The sequence below is a fragment of the Marisediminitalea aggregata genome (genome assembly GCF_900129565.1).
Classification (GTDB): Bacteria; Pseudomonadota; Gammaproteobacteria; order Enterobacterales; family Alteromonadaceae; genus Alteromonas; species Alteromonas aggregata.
Genome location: NZ_FQWD01000011.1, coordinates 1 through 18,071 on the forward strand (window position 1 = coordinate 1; position 18,071 = coordinate 18,071).

17 protein-coding genes are annotated in these 18,071 nt (G+C 47.4%); 9 read left to right on the forward strand and 8 right to left on the reverse strand.

Features of this window, described 5'->3' with window-relative positions; genetic code table 11:
• The first annotated feature begins 397 nt into the window (after positions 1-397).
• A complete protein-coding gene (locus BUB81_RS21395) occupies positions 398-991 on the forward strand; it encodes a chorismate--pyruvate lyase family protein (protein WP_175555853.1) in 594 nt (197 codons plus the stop codon).
• Here BUB81_RS21395 and BUB81_RS21400 read toward each other — a convergent pair.
• Complete coding sequence (locus BUB81_RS21400) at positions 984-1,556, reverse strand: D-sedoheptulose-7-phosphate isomerase (RefSeq protein ID WP_073325406.1); 573 nt, start codon at positions 1,554-1,556, stop codon at positions 984-986. The genes BUB81_RS21395 and BUB81_RS21400 overlap by 8 nt on opposite strands.
• Positions 1,557-1,698: 142 nt before the next feature.
• On the opposite strand from BUB81_RS21400, the gene gmhB reads away from it, so the two are divergent.
• Entirely contained in the window at positions 1,699-2,241 is a 543-nt protein-coding gene (gmhB, locus tag BUB81_RS21405) for a D-glycero-beta-D-manno-heptose 1,7-bisphosphate 7-phosphatase (RefSeq protein WP_245819318.1), read from the forward strand.
• 37 nt (positions 2,242-2,278) lie between these two features.
• On the opposite strand, the gene BUB81_RS21410 is transcribed toward gmhB, so the two are convergent.
• The 3 genes from BUB81_RS21410 to fadB form a co-directional block, all read right to left on the reverse strand.
• A complete protein-coding gene (locus BUB81_RS21410; protein WP_073325408.1) occupies positions 2,279-2,797 on the reverse strand; it encodes an outer membrane beta-barrel protein in 519 nt (172 codons plus the stop codon).
• Between the two features lie 320 nt (positions 2,798-3,117).
• Positions 3,118-4,281 (reverse strand): acetyl-CoA C-acyltransferase FadA, encoded by a 1,164-nt coding sequence (fadA, locus tag BUB81_RS21415; RefSeq protein ID WP_073325409.1) that lies wholly within the window; start codon positions 4,279-4,281, stop codon positions 3,118-3,120.
• A gap of 20 nt (positions 4,282-4,301) precedes the next feature.
• On the reverse strand, positions 4,302-6,452 hold the full coding sequence (fadB, locus tag BUB81_RS21420; RefSeq protein ID WP_073325410.1) for a fatty acid oxidation complex subunit alpha FadB: 2,151 nt from the start codon (positions 6,450-6,452) through the stop codon (positions 4,302-4,304).
• A 389-nt stretch (positions 6,453-6,841) separates the two neighbouring features.
• On the opposite strand from fadB, the gene BUB81_RS21425 reads away from it, so the two are divergent.
• Genes BUB81_RS21425 through BUB81_RS21435 form a run of 3 tightly spaced genes read left to right on the forward strand, consistent with a single transcriptional unit; the run spans position 6,842 to position 10,894 of the window.
• Positions 6,842-8,788 carry a transglycosylase SLT domain-containing protein gene (locus BUB81_RS21425; protein WP_084526791.1) on the forward strand — a complete coding sequence of 649 codons (1,947 nt, stop codon included), beginning with the start codon at positions 6,842-6,844 and terminating at the stop codon, positions 8,786-8,788.
• Between the two features lie 48 nt (positions 8,789-8,836).
• A complete protein-coding gene (gene pepQ / locus BUB81_RS21430; protein ID WP_073325411.1) occupies positions 8,837-10,156 on the forward strand; it encodes a Xaa-Pro dipeptidase in 1,320 nt (439 codons plus the stop codon).
• Between the two features lie 15 nt (positions 10,157-10,171).
• Positions 10,172-10,894: a ZIP family metal transporter gene (locus BUB81_RS21435; protein WP_073325412.1), complete on the forward strand. Its 723-nt coding sequence runs from the start codon at positions 10,172-10,174 to the stop codon at positions 10,892-10,894.
• Here the strand turns inward: BUB81_RS21435 and ispB are convergent.
• Entirely contained in the window at positions 10,891-11,862 is a 972-nt protein-coding gene (ispB, locus tag BUB81_RS21440) for an octaprenyl diphosphate synthase (protein ID WP_073325413.1), read from the reverse strand. The genes BUB81_RS21435 and ispB overlap by 4 nt on opposite strands.
• Before the next feature lie 472 nt (positions 11,863-12,334).
• Between ispB and rplU the strand changes: the two genes are divergently transcribed.
• The 4 genes from rplU (at position 12,335) to folA (ending at position 14,747) form a co-directional block, all read left to right on the forward strand.
• A complete protein-coding gene (rplU, locus tag BUB81_RS21445) occupies positions 12,335-12,646 on the forward strand; it encodes a 50S ribosomal protein L21 (RefSeq protein ID WP_073325414.1) in 312 nt (103 codons plus the stop codon).
• Between the two features lie 15 nt (positions 12,647-12,661).
• Complete coding sequence (gene rpmA, locus BUB81_RS21450; protein ID WP_073325415.1) at positions 12,662-12,919, forward strand: 50S ribosomal protein L27; 258 nt, start codon at positions 12,662-12,664, stop codon at positions 12,917-12,919.
• Between the two features lie 151 nt (positions 12,920-13,070).
• On the forward strand, positions 13,071-14,231 hold the full coding sequence (cgtA, locus tag BUB81_RS21455) for an Obg family GTPase CgtA (RefSeq protein WP_073325416.1): 1,161 nt from the start codon (positions 13,071-13,073) through the stop codon (positions 14,229-14,231).
• A 9-nt stretch (positions 14,232-14,240) separates the two neighbouring features.
• Positions 14,241-14,747, forward strand: a complete 507-nt coding sequence (folA, locus tag BUB81_RS21460) for a type 3 dihydrofolate reductase (protein ID WP_370239924.1) — start codon at positions 14,241-14,243, stop codon at positions 14,745-14,747.
• Between the two features lie 34 nt (positions 14,748-14,781).
• Here the strand turns inward: folA and BUB81_RS21465 are convergent, their stop codons facing one another.
• The 3 genes from BUB81_RS21465 to BUB81_RS21475 all read right to left on the reverse strand — a co-directional run bounded on the left by BUB81_RS21465 (position 14,782) and on the right by BUB81_RS21475 (position 18,070).
• Positions 14,782-15,414 carry a transglutaminase-like cysteine peptidase gene (locus tag BUB81_RS21465; RefSeq protein ID WP_073325423.1) on the reverse strand — a complete coding sequence of 211 codons (633 nt, stop codon included), beginning with the start codon at positions 15,412-15,414 and terminating at the stop codon, positions 14,782-14,784.
• A 116-nt stretch (positions 15,415-15,530) separates the two neighbouring features.
• Positions 15,531-17,444 (reverse strand): bifunctional diguanylate cyclase/phosphodiesterase, encoded by a 1,914-nt coding sequence (locus tag BUB81_RS21470; RefSeq protein ID WP_073325417.1) that lies wholly within the window; start codon positions 17,442-17,444, stop codon positions 15,531-15,533.
• Positions 17,441-18,070: a response regulator transcription factor gene (locus BUB81_RS21475; protein WP_245819320.1), complete on the reverse strand. Its 630-nt coding sequence runs from the start codon at positions 18,068-18,070 to the stop codon at positions 17,441-17,443. The genes BUB81_RS21470 and BUB81_RS21475 overlap by 4 nt, the downstream gene beginning before the upstream one ends.
• Position 18,071: the final 1 nt, after the last annotated feature.

Consider the following 18,071-nt stretch of genomic DNA (forward strand, 5'->3'; position numbering starts at 1 on the left):
TAAACAGACTGTTCATAAGATCCCGGCACAAGGCCGGGACGACGGATGGGGCACGAGGCCAGGACGACGGATGGGGCACGAGGCAGGGACGAAGGATAGGGCACAAGGCCGGGACGACGGATTGAGGGCGAAGACGTCTATCCCTCGTAAAATGATGCTGAGTACTTATACATAATTCTTATAACAAGAATCACACCGCTTATATCCCGTAAACACAACCACATCACCGTCATCCCGGAAAGCGCGAAGCGCTTATCCGGGAACTTAAATAAGCCCCTGATCAATCCCGATTAAATATTTAAGAAAACCCGGAAAAATCGCAATACTCGTTATTAATATCACTGCTACAACAGCGCTCAATTAGTTAAAGTGTTATATTACTGGGGGATATCTGCATGTGGGTTCAGTAGTTTTGATTCAGAAACACTTTAAAACAAAAGGCTTTGTTCAAGGCAATATTGTTGTAAATGCTAAAGGGCATGATGTCGATTTGTCTGCATTACCTCCATTTTTACGTACATTGCTGGTAACAGATGGAACAGTGACCAAGTCAATTGAAGCTTATTATTGGGAACCCGTTCTGGTAGAAAGCCAGCTTCAACAACTCGTTGATAAGCCTGCTCGTCAAACTTGCTTAAAGAAAAGCCCTGATAGCCAGTATCTTCATAGAAAAGTGACACTATCAGGACAGCAGAGTAGACGTACCTACGCGTCTGCGGATTCTTATATACACCTTAACGTGTTACCCGAAACAACTGCTCAGCGATTGGTAGAAAACAAGATCGGCATTGGTGAATTATTAAGAGATGAAGGTGTAGAATCTTACCGGGAAATACTCGATTTGGGTGTCGAAACAGCCGATGAAACGTTTTGGGACACAGAGAAAGAAGTCGCATACAGAACTTATGTGATTCACATAGAGGATAAGCCCGCGATAGAGATCACCGAATGGTTTCCTGTCGATCTCTATCGGGATGCTGAGTCTAGCTAAAATAACGCTCTTCTACTTGCCCACAAAGAATATGACCAAGCAGTATATGGCATTCCTGAATTCGCGCCGTATTGTTTGAAGGTATTTGAATGGTAGCGCAGAGGCTTCCCATTTTGCCTGCCCCTTTTCCAGTCCAACCCCAGGTTTTGATGCCTTTCTCGTTAGCAACTTTTACTGCCTCTACAACGTTTTTACTGTTTCCACTGGTGGAAATGGCAATAAACACGTCTTTATCAGTCGCGATACTGTCTAGTTCACGAGAGAATATGTATTCAAAGCCATAATCGTTACCAATGGCGCTGAGTGTTGAACTGTTAGTACCCAGTGCTAAAGAGGGCAATGAACGTCGCTCTTTTTCGAATCGTGCAGTAAATTCCGCTGACAAGTGTTGCGCATCTGCAAAGCTGCCGCCGTTTCCACAAAAAATGACTTTCCCGCCTTGCTTCAATGAAGCCAGACAGGCATCGATCAGGGCATTGAATTCATTCAGAAGCACTTCGTCATCCAGCAATGCTTTTTTGGCCGAAATAGAGTCGTTAATTTTAGATTTAATAATGTCTAACATGGGCAACGTTGGTATATAGTTTTTTATTCATTATATATGTTTAGCGGCATTGGTGCGAATTCATGGCGAAATGTCATTGTCCGAAAATAACGGGAAGTGCGATATACTCTAGCGATAACTTATATAGCGGTGTATGTACCTAGTGAAAGCATTTTTCCTGGATCGCGACGGTGTAATAAACATCGATCACGGTTACCTTTCAAAGCCTGAGCAGTTCGATTTCAACCCGGGTGTCTTCGATGCCTGTAAGCTTATAAAGGATGCCGGTTACGCTATTATTATTGTGACTAACCAGTCCGGTATCGCTAGAGGGTATTTTTCTGAGCAGGCATTCCTCCAATTGAATAATTGGATGCTTGCACAGTTTGCTCAAAAGGGTATTAACATAGACAAGGTTTATTACTGCCCGCATCACGCAAAGAATGGTCAGGGGCATTACCTACTTGACTGTGATTGTCGGAAGCCTAAGCCCGGTATGCTGTTAAAAGCAAAAGAGGCTTTTGATATTGATATGGCAAACTCGGTAATAGTCGGTGATAAAGTGTCCGATATGGAAGCCGGAAAAAGTGCTGGTGTGCGAACAGGCTACCTAATCAGTTCAGACTATCATGAGGTGCAACAACTTGAAGGTGTTACGGTAACAGACTCATTGCTCTCTGCTGTACGACATGTCATAGGAAAGTAAAGAGGCACGTATGCACGTGCCTCTTTTTTTTTGTTACTTAGAAGCTGAAACTTACACCAGCAGATAGTGCGCCGGTACCATCAAAAGATTCGTAACGCACTTCCAACGCCGTGCTATCGCTTACCTGATATCCTGCACCTGCACCATAACCGAATTCCCAATCACCATCAGAGTCTGATTCAGAGAATGCTGGAATGGTAATTTTGAATTTAGCATATCCGTAGGAAGGGTTAGCAAATACGTATAATTGCTCTGTTACTTCATATTGGGCTCTTACCGAAAAGGCAGAGAATAAATCGAGTTCCACCTCGACAGGTGTCGCGAATACCACCATTTCGTCGTCGGTAACGCCTACACCCAGGCGAAATTCCGGCACCAGAGTAAATTTGTCTGAGATTGCATAGTCGTAGCTGGCATGGCCTACTATACCGCCTAACGACATATCCATTCCGTCATCGCTGTCAGACAGGTTGATGTAAGACAGACCGGCATTCCAATCTGCATTGGCGGTGGTTGATGCAACCGCAAGCAGGCAAGCTAAAAGTGTTTTTTTCATTGGGTATCCTTTCTCTTTTATAATACGTGAAACAGTTCATTAAAGCGTATTTATGAACTGATAAGTCTATGTTTTATATTAAAAATACCTGGCTGGCAAAGTGATTCGCTGACTTGATTTGTAAGTAAATATTACTTGCTTATTTTACCTGCAATTTGTTACGTGGAGTATGCTTAATAGAGCTGATCTATGTGCGTAGATAAAGTTTTAAAATTAAAAACCAGATGTCAGGTGCGAGAGAGTATAAATACGCAAAGTAGTGATTTCAACGTGTAAAAAAGGGGGCCATTAAGACCCCCTGATAAACAATCTATCGATGATTAAACGCGTTCGAAAATGGTCGCAATACCCTGACCTAACCCGATACACATGGTAGCCAGACCAACAGATTTGTCATTCGCTTCCATTAGGTTAAGCAACGTTGTGCTGATACGCGAGCCTGAACAACCCAGCGGGTGACCAAGTGCAATGGCACCACCATTCAGGTTAACTTTCTCGTCGTATTGTTCCAACCAGCCAAGTTGCTTAATACAACTAAGTGCCTGTGCAGCGAACGCTTCGTTGAATTCAGCAAGTTCAATATCGTCCATTGTCATACCGGCACGCTTTAACGCTTTCTGCGTCGCAGGTACTGGCCCGAAGCCCATGATCGCGGCGTCACAACCTGCAACACCCATCGACTTAATACGAGCTCGTGGTGTCAGGCCCAGTGCTTTCGCACGTTCTGCTGACATCAGTAACATAGCCGATGCACCGTCAGAGATAGCTGATGATGTACCTGCGGTAACAGTCCCGTTTACCGGGTCAAATACCGGACGCAGGCCTGCCAGGGTCTCAACAGTTGTTTCCGGGCGAATCACTTCATCGTGGTCGATGAGTTTTAATACACCGTCAGCATCGTGACCTTCAGTGGCAACTATCTCATTGGCCCAGCGGCCTTCCAGGTGTGCCTGATGCGCACGTTGATGTGAACGTGCACCAAACGCGTCCTGCATCTCACGGGTAATACCATTCTGACGGCCCAGCAGCTCTGCCGTCATACCCATGTTACCAGAGGCTTTAGCCGTGTACTTCGCAAGACCCGGATGGAAATCCACGTTGAATGTCATAGGTACGTGACCCATGTGCTCAACACCACCAATCATGTACACATCGCCTTGACCCGTCATAATGCCTTTAGTGGCATCATGCAGCGCCTGCATCGACGAGCCGCATAAACGGTTAACCGTTACGGCCGCGGTGCTACGTGGGATATCTGTGAGTAACTGTGCGTTACGTGCAACGTTGAAACCCTGTTCTTTCGTTTGCTGTACACAACCCCAAATGATGTCTTCGATCTCACTAGGATCAACACCCGGGTTTCTAACCAGCAAGGCATTCATCAGATGCGCCGATAATGTCTCAGCGCGAACGTTACGAAATACGCCACCTTTTGAGCGACCCATCGGGGTACGAATACAGTCGATAACTACAACTTCTTTCATGTTCTATTCTCCTAAGGTGATTAAGCGAAGTAAGATTTACCGTCAGCGGCCATTTGACGCACGCCGTCTGTAATTTGGTAAATCGGACCAAGGTGAGCGTACTTGTCTGCAAGTTCAACGAAGTTCGCTAATCCCATAGTTTCAATATAACGGAAAATACCACCGCGGAATGGCGGGAAGCCCAGGCCATACAGTAAGGCCATGTCCGCTTCAGCAGCACTCGCTACAATGCCTTCTTCCAAACAACGAATCGCTTCGTTTGCCATTGGAATCATAAGACGAGCAATGATCTCTTCACTGCTAAAGTCCTGTTTTGCAGCGGCGTTTGGCGTAATAAGCTCGTAAGCTTCTGCGGCTGCTTCTTTAGATGGACGGCCGCGCTTGTCGGTGCCAAAGTTGTAGAAGCCTTTGCCGTTTTTCTGACCCAACCGCTGTGCATTGAACAAGACTGTAACCGGGTCGTTGTCGATTTTCTGCATGCGCTCCGGAATGCCATCAGCCATAACTGACGCTGCGTGGTCAGCTGTATCCATACCTACTACATCAAGCAGGTACGCCGGACCCATTGGCCAACCAAATTGTTTTTCCATGACTTTGTCTACCGCTACAAAGTCAGCGCCGTCAAGCAACAACTTCGAGAAGCCCGCAAAGTAAGGGAACAGTACACGGTTAACCAGGAATCCCGGACAATCGTTTACCACAATGGGGGTTTTCCCCATTTGCAGCGTTGCGGCAACAACGGCTGCGATGGTGTCATCTGTGGTTTTTTCGCCACGAATGATTTCTACCAGTGGCATACGGTGCACTGGGTTGAAGAAGTGCATCCCACAGAAGCGCTCTGGCTTTTTAAGGCTTTCTGCCAATTGGTTAATCGAGATGGTTGAGGTGTTCGAACAGATGATTGCATCGTCGCTAACATGTTGCTCGGTCTCAGCCAGAACAATGCCTTTCACTTTTGGATTCTCAACAACGGCTTCAATGACCAGGTCAGCATCCTTAATGGCATTGTATTCAAGCGTCGGCGTGATGGCATTGAGTGTCTTCGCCATGACGTCTGGCGTAACTTTGCCGCGCTGCATGCCTTTGCCCAGGATCTTGGCAGCTTCAGATAAGCCCAAATCAAGTGCGGGTTGAGCGATGTCTTTCATTACAACCGGCGTGCCTTTTACCGCGCTTTGATAGGCAATACCGCCGCCCATGATACCTGCGCCTAATACTGCGTTTTGTTTAATCGCTTTGGTAGAAGACTTAGCCAGCTTCTTACCTTTGCCTTTCACAAGCTGGTCAGCAAGGAAGATACCGATTTGCGCTTTCGCTGCATCGGTTTTCGCCAGCTTCACAAAACCCTGATTTTCTAGCGCTAACGCTCCAGCGCGATCCAGCACAGAGGCATTCTTAACGGTTTCTACCATCATGTGAGGAGCGGGGTAGTGTTTACCCGCTTTAGCAGCAACGAATGCCTGCGCAGTAGAGAAGCTCATCATGGCTTCGTTTTTATTCAGTTTTAACGGAGAGGTCTTCGCTTTGCGACGTGCCTGCCAGTCAATTTTACCTTCGGCTGCGTCAGCAACCATGCTTAATGCTGCTTCAACCAGTTTTTCTGGCGCGACAACCGCATCAACGGCACCTTCGTTGAGTGCTTGCTGGCCTTTACGATCTTTACCGGTTGTCATCCATTCCAGCGCGTTATCTGAACCAATCACACGTGGAAGGCGAACGGTACCACCAAAACCAGGCATCAGGCCCAGTTTTACTTCAGGTAAACCAATAGCGGCAGTGGTATCTGCAACACGCAAATCACAAGCCAGTGCCATTTCACAACCTCCGCCCAGTGCGAATCCGTTGATGGCAGCAATAGTGGGTACAGGCAGATCTTCAAAGCGATCGAAGACTTGAGATGTTTTGCTTACCCATTCCAGCACTTCTTCTTCTGGCTGGGCGAACATACCGGTGAATTCAGTGATATCAGCACCCACGATAAAGGCAGGTTTACCACTACGAACGATGACACCCTTAACATCGCTGTTTCCTGCAATAGCCTGGGTGGCTTCATCAAGTTCATTAATTGTTTGACGGTCAAATTTATTGACTGAACCGGCCGCATCAAATACGAGTTCAGCAAAACCGTTATCTAACAGTGATACCGTTAGATTTTGGCCTTCATAGATCATTATTGTCTCCTTTCCGCGTAACGCATGAAATAAAATTGTAGGGAGGCGCGTACTAGTTATAGACCCTGATTCTTTCCAAAGCAGAGAAAAATTTCAACTAAAATTCAAACAAGCGTTTCAATTTATCGATAGATATGGTGTCAAGTGCCCAAGTTTCAAGCTGTTAGGCTGACATTTAATTTATTTATAGATATGTATAGCACGATCAATTCAGAAAGATATATCCAGACTAACATCGCACTCTCGGCTTACTTGTCTACAATTTTAGTAGTGTTGGCATTTTTGCCTTTGTGATAGTGCGTAACACGGTATGATGGAATAATGAAGGAAGTGACATCCAATATATGTATTGAAGGTTGCGGTCAGGTGACGAAGGAAGCGTTGTGCGTATGAAAAGTTGGCGCTATTGCGTGTTATTTTGCATTTTTGCGATAACCGCCCAGGCCGGGAGCATGCCGGATGAGCGGTTAGCTGCGCAGCGTGAGCAATTTTTGTCGCTTGAAAAGGATAATCAAATTTGGCGTCAACCGGATACCAAGCGTATCGAAGACGCGTTAAAGCCTCTCAAAGATTATCCTTTACTGCCGTATCTCAGGCTGCAGGCGCTGAGTGAGCGTCTGAAAAGCTTACCGGTATCTGAGGTAGACAGTTTCTTAACCCGCTATGCGGGTACGCCTCTGGAAACGACATTGCGCAAACGTTGGTTGTCAGAGTTGGCTAACCAATCGCTGGCGGAGCCCTATATTGAGGCTTATCAACCCCATCTGGGCACACGTTACACCTGTGACTACCTGAATTTCCAACTGTCTGTGACAGACAATCCTGCCTTTTGGCTGGAGCAAGTTAACGATATCTGGTTATCCGGGCAGTCCAGGCCAGACGAGTGCGACCCTGTTTTTAAGCTCTGGCAACGCGCAGGGTTAATGACCATAGATAGGGTTATTGGCCGGGCTGAACTTGTGGCTAAAGCGGGTAATACCCGTATGCTAAGCTATTTGCAGCGACGTTTACCACCCACACATCACTACATCATCACCCTGTGGCGACAAATTAAACGCAACCCGACAACGGTCACGCGCTATGCTGACTTTCCCTTGAAATATGCTCAGTACGAGATACCCGTTATTTATTTCGGTTTAACCCGCCTTGCCTGGCAAAATCCAGATAAGGCCATTCGCGCATTTACAAACTGGCAAAAAAAAATCGACTTTAGCGAAGGGCAGTTACAGCAAATTCACCGCGCCATCGCAATTAGTCTGGCCATAGATAACGACGAGAAAGCCATGGAATGGCTGGCGAAAGCGAATGTGCCCGCCGCCGAGGCAGATGTGAGACACTGGCATTTAGCCTACATGTTGCGCCAGCAAGACTGGCAAGGTGCTCTGGAGGTGATTGACAGCGCACCCGAGCGGGAGCAGCTTGATGAGGCATTCCGCTACTGGCGGGCAAGGGGGTTGGGAGAACTGGACGCAGATGCAATGCAAAACCAGTTGTTGAGTGAATTGTCGGGTGAGCGCCATTACTACGGCTTTCTGGCCAGCGCCCGTTTAGCTAAACAGCCTGCGTTGACTAATCAGCCACTTCAGGTGAGCGATGCCTTATTGGCTAAGGTGGGGCTGTATCCCTCCGTTAAGCGCGCCAGGGAATGGTTTGAATTGGGCCGGTTTGTAGAGGCTCGCCGGGAGTGGTATTACCTGAACAAAAAGCTTAACAGTGAGGAGAAGCAGGCAGCGACGTTACTTGCCAGCAATTGGGGATGGCATGATCAGGCTATCTTTGGTTTTGCCAGAACGGGACATTTTGACGACGTGGAGCGACGTTTTCCTCTGGCTTTTGCAGAGCAGTTTCAGCAGCAAGCGACACAGCATCAGGTGGATCCTGCCATGGCGATGGCCATTGCCCGGCGGGAGAGTTCGTTTATGGTGGATGCGGTGTCGCCCGCCGGCGCACGAGGGTTGATGCAACTAATGCCGGGCACGGTGAATTTCATTACTTCATCGCGGGTAAGCAGAAAGACACTTTTTGAGCCCGACAAGAACCTGGCTTTCGGAATTCAGTACCTGAAGTACCTGAATGACAAGCTGGGTGAAAATCCGGTGTTGGTAACCGCGTCTTACAACGCAGGTTGGAAACGTGTACAGGAATGGTTGCCCGATGAAGGCGAACAGCCACTCGATGTATGGATTGAAAACATCCCCTATCGCGAGACGCGGCATTACGTAAAAGCGGTAATGGCGTACCGCTACATATATCAAAAACAATTGGGGCAAGACGCAAATGTATTCGATACTTTGAGTCGCATGAAAGTGTCGGCGGACAGCCTGACTTTACCCTGACACCGTGATAGTGTTAGCCGGTAAAAATAATCAAAATACAGAGGCACTATGACAGTTCAAGTTGATCGGTATGCAGCGCATATCGAAACCCTCCAAAAACGCACCCGACAAGCTATAGAGCGCGAGGGCATTGATGGCCTGGTCATTCATTCAGGTCAGGGCAAGCGATTGTTTTTGGATGATAATCACTACCCGTTCAAAGTGAATCCACAATTTAAGGCCTGGTTGCCGGTTGTGGACAACCCGAATTGCTGGTTAGTGGTGAACGGCACGGACAAGCCTAAACTGATTTTCTATCGTCCATTGGACTTTTGGCATAAGGTCCCGCCGGAGCCAAATGAATTTTGGACTGATTGCTTTGACATCGTGATGTTAAAGCAAGCCGACATGGTTGAAAAATACCTGCCGTTTGACAAGTCCCGCTACGCGTATGTCGGCGAATATATCGAAGTGGCTAAAGCGCTGGGCTTTGAAAATGTAAATCCGGATCGGGTATTACACTATTTACACTACCATAGGTCTTTCAAAACAGATTACGAATTGGCGTGTATGCGCGAAGCAAATCAAATAGCGGTTAGAGCCCACAAAGCGGCGGCCGACGCGTTTCTGGCAGGAGAAAGCGAATTTGGCATTAACCTGGCTTACAATTTAGCGGCGCAACAGGGTGAGAATGACGTGCCTTACACCGGCATTGTGGCGCTGAATGAACATGCTTCAATTTTGCATTACATGATTTACGACACCGCGATTCCCGATGAACATCGCTCTTTCCTTATTGATGCCGGCGCCAGCTGTCATGGCTATGCGTCAGATATTACCCGTACTTACGCGAAGCAGACCGGTGCATTCGCTGACTTAATCACAGAAGTCGATGCACTGACACTCGCATTAATCGACGAGCTCAAGCCTGGTGTGCCGTATCCTGTGCTGCAAACTAAAGCTCATGAAGGTATCGGGCGTATATTACAGCAAGCGGGTATTGTGAATATGTCGGCTGAAGATTGTGTGGCTGAGGGAATTACTAAAACCTTCTTCCCACATGGCATAGGGCATTTCCTTGGCCTTCAGGTACATGATGTCGGTGGACTGGTGTCTGACGATCGCGGTACCCCTTGTGCTGCACCCGATGACCATCCATTCCTTCGCTGTACTCGCACTGTCGAAGCACAGCAAGTATTCACCGTGGAGCCCGGTCTGTATTTCATCGAGTCTTTGCTGGCAGATTTAAAAGCCAGTGAGCAGTCGAAGTTTATTAACTGGGACACCGTTGCAGCATTTAAACCGTTTGGCGGTATCCGCATTGAAGACAATGTCATTGTGCATCGCGACCGCAACGAGAACATGACCCGTGAAGCAGGCCTTAACTAGGCCTGATATCCTGTAATGACCGATCCTGCTATATACACGCTATTGATCATTGCACTGTGTGCTGGCCTGGCAATGCCAGCCGGCGCTTTGTTGGGGTGTGTTGAGCGAGTATTTCCTGCCTGGCTAGACGAAGAGCTTCGCCACGGTATTCTCGCCATGGGCGCAGGTGCGTTAATGTCAGCTGTCGCACTGGTATTGGTACCTGAAGGTGTAAAAGCGCTCAGCGTGACCGCGGCAAGTGCGAGTTTTCTTACCGGTTCTCTGGCTTTTATGGGGTTGGATATTTGGCTGGCGAAACATCAGTTTTCTGCCAGCCAGTTGGTATCAATGCTCATTGATTTTATACCTGAGTCAATTGCACTGGGAACGGCTGCGGCTATTGGCAGTGGAAGCGTGTTACTCGGATTGCTCGTTGCGGTTCAAAATTTCCCGGAGGGCTTCAACGCGTTTCGGGAATTAAAGGAACAAGGCCATTTTAGCGAGCGTAAAATCATTAGTCTTTTTACGCTGATGGCATTTAGCGGACCCGTAATGGCATTAATTGGCTTTTACTGGCTTGCCGACTATCCGGCCATTATATCGGCCATTATGTTGTTTGCTGCCGGTGGGATTTTATATTCCCTGCTGCAAGACATTGCACCACAGGTAAAAATGGATAACCACTGGGCGCCGCCGCTAGGTGGCGTCCTTGGATTTTTGATTGGATTGCTCGGCTATATGCTGGAGAGCAGCAGTTAGTTGTTACGATCTACTGCAATATGCGCCAGTGCAATTAGCGCTTGTTTGTAATCACTATCTGGAATGGCTGATAACGCCGTAATGGCTTTATCTGCTTCTTCGTTCGCCTTCTGGCGAGTGTAGTCCAACGCACCGGTTTCCTTCATCATGCCCAATATGCGCTCCAAGTGGGGCAGCCCGTTGGCTTTTTCGATGGCCTCTCTGATCAGAGCCGCGTCTTCTTCGCTAGCGTGCCACATGGCATAAAGTAGTGGCAGAGTTGGCTTACCCTCTGCCAGGTCGTCGCCCGCATTTTTACCCATAGCGTCAGCATCTGATTCATAGTCGAGTAAGTCATCGGCTAATTGGAAAGCTGTACCCAGGTGCTTTCCATAATCTTGCATGGCCACTTCTATTTCTTTTGTTTGTCCGGTAATGACTGCGGCAAGCTGGGTGGCGGCTTCAAACAAACGTGCAGTTTTGCCATAAATTACATCGAAGTAGCTTTCTTCCGTAGTGTTCGGATCGTTGCAGTTCATTAACTGCTGCACTTCGCCCTGGGCGATGCGATTAGTAGAATCAGACAGGATTTCCATCACTCGCATGCTGTTCAGGCTTACCATCATCTGAAATGAGCGGGTGTAAAGGAAGTCGCCGACTAACACACTGGCCTGATTGCCAAACAGGGCATTGGCTGTCTCGCGACCACGGCGCATGGTTGACTCATCCACAACGTCGTCATGAAGTAACGTTGCCGTGTGAATAAACTCAATAATGGCGGCGAGGGTGTGGTGTTGCTTAGACTGAATATTGAGTGCACGGGCAGCTAAGACGGTAAGCAACGGGCGCAGGCGTTTGCCGCCGCTGTTAACTATATAAAAGCCCAGTTGATTGATCAGGGCAACATCTGAATCAACCTGTTGCTGAATTAACTGGTTAACTGACTGCATGTCAGACTCAGCAAGTACTTTGATTTGCTCAATATTCATAATGGTGTGTAGCCGTCCGGGACTCATCCTCAACTGGCAGCAGATTGTACATAAATAAACGCGCGTATCCAGTGAATAACGGTATAATTACGCCCACCAGTGGAGATAATGCTGTAAAGTGGCCACTGCGAGCGAGATTTGCGGGATCCTTCCGATCCTTTCGCGTATTACCGAACCCATGACGCTTGGCAATGCTGCAATAGGTTACAATTTTCTGGCGTTTTTTATTGTAGCAAAGATTTCAAGAAAACTGGTTAGCTTGTTGAATTCACGCATTATTCATCAAATAAGAAGTTCGTAAATCGCCCTCATTGCTACGAAAATCAAGGGTTTTGATTCCCTCAAATCAATTAGCTCGAAAAATAATCTTTTTTTCGCATTTGTGGGGTTGTGATCACGTATCGATTCACGTACAATTCGCGCCCTGTTTTAGAAATGATGAAGCGCACATTGGCGCAGAGCGGAGAAAGTTATGTACGCGGTTTTCCAAAGTGGTGGTAAACAACACCGTGTGGCCGAAGGTCAGACCGTTCGTCTTGAGAAGATCGAAGTTGCTGCAGGTGAAACTGTAGAATTTGACAACGTATTAATGGTTAGCAATGGTGACGACGTTAAAATCGGCACACCATATGTAGCTGGTGGTAAAGTGACTGCTGAAGTGGTTACACACGGTCGTGGCGATAAAGTAAAAATCGTTAAGTTCCGTCGTCGTAAGCACTCGCGTAAGCAAGCGGGTCACCGTCAGTGGTTCACTGAAGTGAAAATCACTGGTATTAACGCATAGTAGGAGCATAGACACATGGCACACAAAAAAGCTGGTGGTAGTACCAAAAACGGTCGTGATTCAGAAAGCAAACGTTTAGGTGTTAAGCGTTTCGGTGGTGAGTCTGTGTTAGCTGGCAACATTATTGTTAGACAACGCGGCACAAAATTCCACGCTGGTGACAACATGGGTATCGGTAAAGACCATACTCTGTTCGCATTATCAGACGGTAAAGTTAAGTTCGAAGTTAAAGGACCTAAAAACCGTAAGTTTGTGAGCATTGTTGCTGAATAAGCGCAATCGATTCTCGATTTAAAAAACCCCGCGCTTGCGGGGTTTTTTGTTGTAGGTCTCAGGCAAATGCCTGGACCAGATAGGCGGTATTTAGTCCTATCATGTAAAATGCAGTACACTTTAACGTCTAGGGTTCGTTCCGGGGAAAAACATGAAATTTGTAGATGAAGCTGAAATTCGGGTAGAAGCAGGAGACGGTGGTAACGGCACCATCAGCTTTCGTCGCGAGAAATATGTTCCACGCGGTGGACCTGACGGCGGTGATGGTGGTGACGGAGGCAGTGTATACCTGGTTGCTGACGAAAACCTCAACACGCTGATTGATTATCGCTTTGAGCGCTTTCACCGTGCTGAACGTGGTCAAAACGGCCAGGGGAGTAACTGTAACGGTAAAGGCGGTAAGGATTTAACCCTAAGCGTGCCTGTAGGTACCCGTGCAACAGATGCTGATACCCTAGAGGTGTTAGGCGACTTAACCAAACATGGTCAAAAGTTGAAAGTTGCCCAAGGCGGTTATCACGGATTAGGTAACGCGCGCTTTAAAAGCAGTGTAAACCGGGCGCCGCGTCAGAAAAGCAATGGCACACCGGGTGAAATTCGTAACTTAAAATTAGAGCTCATGCTGCTGGCAGACGTCGGTTTGCTAGGCTTACCGAATGCCGGTAAATCTACCTTTATTCGTTCGGTATCGGCTGCAAAACCTAAGGTAGCGGACTATCCGTTTACTACGCTGGTGCCGAATTTAGGTGTTGTACGCCAGGACTCTCAGCGCAGCTTCGTTATTGCCGATATTCCTGGTTTGATTGAAGGCGCGGCAGAAGGTGCAGGCCTGGGTATCCGGTTCCTCAAGCACCTTGAGCGTTGCCGCATATTGTTGCACCTGGTTGACCTGATGCCAGCGGATCAATCAGATCCGGTAGAAAATGCGAAAACCATTATTAATGAGCTTGAGAAGTACAGTCCAAAACTGGCTTCAAAACCACGCTGGTTGGTGTTTAACAAAATCGATTTGTTATTGGAAGACGAAGCCGAAGCGCTTTGTAACGATATCAAAGAGGCGTTGGAGTGGGATGGCCCGACGTACCAGATTTCTGCTTTCCAGCGTTTGAATCTGGACCCGTTATGTCATGAAATCATGAATTATCTCGAAAACCTGCCTGACGATGTTGAAGCCGAAGACGATAAGCAGGATGTTGAGTTTTCATGGGACACACATCGCAAAGACCCTGCTGATGATCTCGATTACGACGATGATGACTGGGATGACGAAGACGACGATGATTACGACGTTGAGGTCATTTACAGAAAGTAAGGAGCAGTAATGGCGAACGTGAAAATAGCAATGATAGCAGCCATGGCAAACAATCGGGTTATCGGCGCTGACAATGCAATGCCCTGGCATCTTCCGGCTGATTTGGCGCATTTTAAGCGTACAACACTGGGTAAGCCTGTGATCATGGGGCGCAAAACCTATGAGTCCATAGGCAGAGCTCTACCAGGCCGATTGAATATTGTTATTACCCGTGACGACCAGTACTCACTCGAGGACGCTACAGTTGTGCACAGTCCTGAAGAGGCGCTTGCTTTGGCGAATGAGCAGGATACCCCGGAGGTCATGATTATTGGTGGTGGGAATATCTATCAACAATTCCTGCCACAGGCTTCAACCTTGTATTTGACGTTCATTGATTTAGATGTGGCAGGGGACACACAGTTTCCTGATTATGAAGCGAGTGGCGACTGGGATATGTCAGAAGAACAGGTGCATACACCGGATGATAAAAACCAGTATGGTTACCGCTTCGTTACCTTGCAACGTTCTGCGTAATACTTTGTTGATTAACGGGTAGCGTTGTAAAAACCTACTCGTTAATATCGAATCCTTCCTGCTTGAGTTTTACCATCACATTCCGCCATTGCGAGAGTCTTGCAGAGGGTTGGCCAACTGAGGCTGTCTGGCCTGGCTGAAAAATACCCTCACTGTTAAAGCTGAAAACAGGCGACAGGTCTGTGCGTTGAGAAGCGGGCAGTATATCGCCTATCAGGTTGTCTAAAATTAACGGCTCCGATCTGCCTGACGGGTAAAACCCCAACACCATATGAGCCTGGGTAACAGTACTGCGTCTTCCGCCTATTTTAGCTTTAACATAGACTAAGCGAAGTTGGCTGGGCGGGACGCCTAAATGCAATAAAAAGAAGTATTTCGCAATGGCGTAGTCTTCACAGTCTCCGGCACCTTTAGCGATGGATTCAGCTGGGCTGGCCCAATAATCTTTTTGCAACCAGACTGCATCATCGGTTTGATACAATAACGATTCGTTGAAATAGCGGTTAACTTTTGTCAGCGCATCAATATTCATATCCTGATAAGGCGTTGCCAACAATGTGGAGAGTTCCGACTGTTGCTTTGTGCTGGACTGCCCACCGTATTGTTTAACCGCAATCCAGAATTGCGCCGGGTCAAAGGTAAGACGATCAACTGAGGCAAACGCCATACTCAAACCAAAACATAACAACAAAAGCACAGATACAGTGTTCGATGCTTTAAACGATTGGTTTATTGCAAACAAGTTGCCCCCGTATACTTCATTAATGAGGTGAGACGTTGACATCATTGCTGCATGCGAATTACGCCGTCAAACCCTAAAGAGAAGAGTACTTCTTTATCACTCTCTGTTAAAACGCCATCAGCATACACTTTCATCCCCAGGGAATGGGCAAGATCTGAAAGTCCCCGAAGATAAATTTGATTTACCTGATTATTTTTAACGTCGTACACATAGGCGCTGTCGACTTTGATGTAATCCAAACCGAACTCGTGGACATTGGCCACCTGAGAAAAACTCTCACCTACACGCTTAAGTCCCAATCCTACCTGATAATGCTTCATTAATGTACAAAAGTGTTTATATTCATCGTGACACAGGCGAGCGGTCGATTCCCGTAACTCCAACGCGAGGCGTTTTGAGGCAGCCGGGAACTGTTTGATAATGGCCTCAATTTTATTGATAGCGTCACTGTCCTGTATGGTTTCCTGATACAGCAATAACGAGACCTTTTGGTCTGGGTGAGACTCAAGGTGGGCAATCACGAGATTGACGAGCTTTAAATCTATACTGGGAATGGCTGAGCTTTCCCTGGCGCTTCTTGTGAAATAACTGCAACTGCGCAGTACGTCATTTATTTTTACATTGAAGAAAGACTGGAAGTGACGAACGGTCTCATCTGTTGTAAGAACCGGTACAGTATGTAACGAAAATGCATGCTCTATCTGGGCAAAGAAATTTGGCCAGTCAGAGGGTTTTAATTGAAGCTTATCGCCTGGCAAGGGCTCAAAACAAAACGTGAATTGGCCAGTCATTTGTTGTGCCTGTTCCAGCATATCGTCTACCCGGAACATCAGTTCGTGGCTGGCTTCATTGCCTTTAATGTAGACACCGGCTGTTGCCAGGGTGGCGGTTTGCTTTAGCTCGACGATGGCAATTGAGAATGAAGCAAATTCGGCGATTTTCTGCTGTAAATGTTCTAACGGTGTCGAGTCTGTCAGGATAATTGCGATGTCGGTTTCGTTAATACGGGCCGCCCGGAAATCCGTGTACAGCGTCTGATGTTGCTCATAAAAAGCGATGACCCGAGCCGAAAACTCTTTGAAAAACTCATTAAAACTGCCGGCGAGTACAGACTGAATATCGTAATGTTCACAGGCGACGCTGTGGACTATCAGGGTGTTTTGTCCGTCTTTGTCGCGGTAACGCAACTGGGACTCCAGCAGGGTGAAAAAAGCGCTGATATTAGGCAGGGTGGTGACCGGATCATGCTGGCTTTTGAATCTACCTAGTTCCAGTCTGGCATTATTTTCAAGCACTATGGTTTTAAAGCGTTCTGCCAGGGAGTTCATTGCGTCAACTACCCGGGCGAAGTCTTCTGTCCATGGTCGGTCGAGAGTGACGAATCGACGTTGAGAGAAACTATTGGCTTGCTGAACAATTTTACCCAGTGGTTTCAGAATGGAGCGAAGTAACATTGACCCAATCATGCCTACTAACACCGTCACGAGCGTCAGGCTCAAGATAAACCGGCGGAACTTAAGCCAAAATAGTTCCAGTGCATAGGTTGTCTGGTTTTCTACGTATAAGGTACCGTATTGCCCCCATCCTTCGCTAACCTGAGACACGCCAGCCGGTATGGCAAAATGTACAATGCCGGCAAACCATTGTGGCACGGTATCCAGTTCTTCTTCGGTGTAGCTGAACCCGGAGATCATATTGCCGTCCATATCGATTAACCGGATAGACGCATAATTACCAGCGTTGAACTTAGCGGCAATTAACAGTTCCATGTTGGTCTGGCTTTTCTCCGACTGAGTAAGTAGCAGTGCCAGCACGTTTGCGTCGTCAATGTTCTTTAGATAAAGCTGTTCCTCAAAGGTGCGGTGCGTAGTGGTAAACAACAGCCAAAAGCTGACCGACCCATTCAGTAGAACAATGGCAATAATGGCAATCCAAAGCTGCCGTGTTAGTGTCATCCTGATTGCCCTCCCGCTTGTCCCCCGGCCGCGTTACGAGGCTGCATGGGGTGAAATTCGCCCAATTGCAGTAGTAAGCCCACGCGGTCTTTTACGCCGTATTTCCTGAGAATAGAGGTGACGTGTTCTTTTACTGTTCGTTCGGTGATACCCAAGGCTTCAGCAATTTGTAAATTGGATTTTCCTTCCAGTATGTAGTTGGTAACGCTGCATTCACGTTCCGTTAGGTCGCTGCTAAATTGCGGGTGCAAGTGATATTGTGGGTGGTTAGCGAGCGAGTTAATTATGCCGGACAGTAGAGTTTGTGGGATCCAAATACCGGATTGTAAAACGGTGGCAACAATGGCGTTTGCAGTGTCAGTGTTCGTAGACAAATGACAATAACCTTTAGCGCCTAACACAAAGGCCAGCTGCATTTCACTCATTTGAACAGATGAGGTGACGACAACCGTAGGAATGTTTCTCATTGCAAGCCGCCGAGCCTGCTCTTTCCAGCCTTTCCCCTCGCAGTACAACCAGCAAAAAGCGGACTGCGTTTGAATGGCAATATCACTTTGAATGCAGTGAATGTGTCTGCTCCAGTTTTCGGGGAGTGTTAACTGACTAGACAAAAAATACTGTTGCATC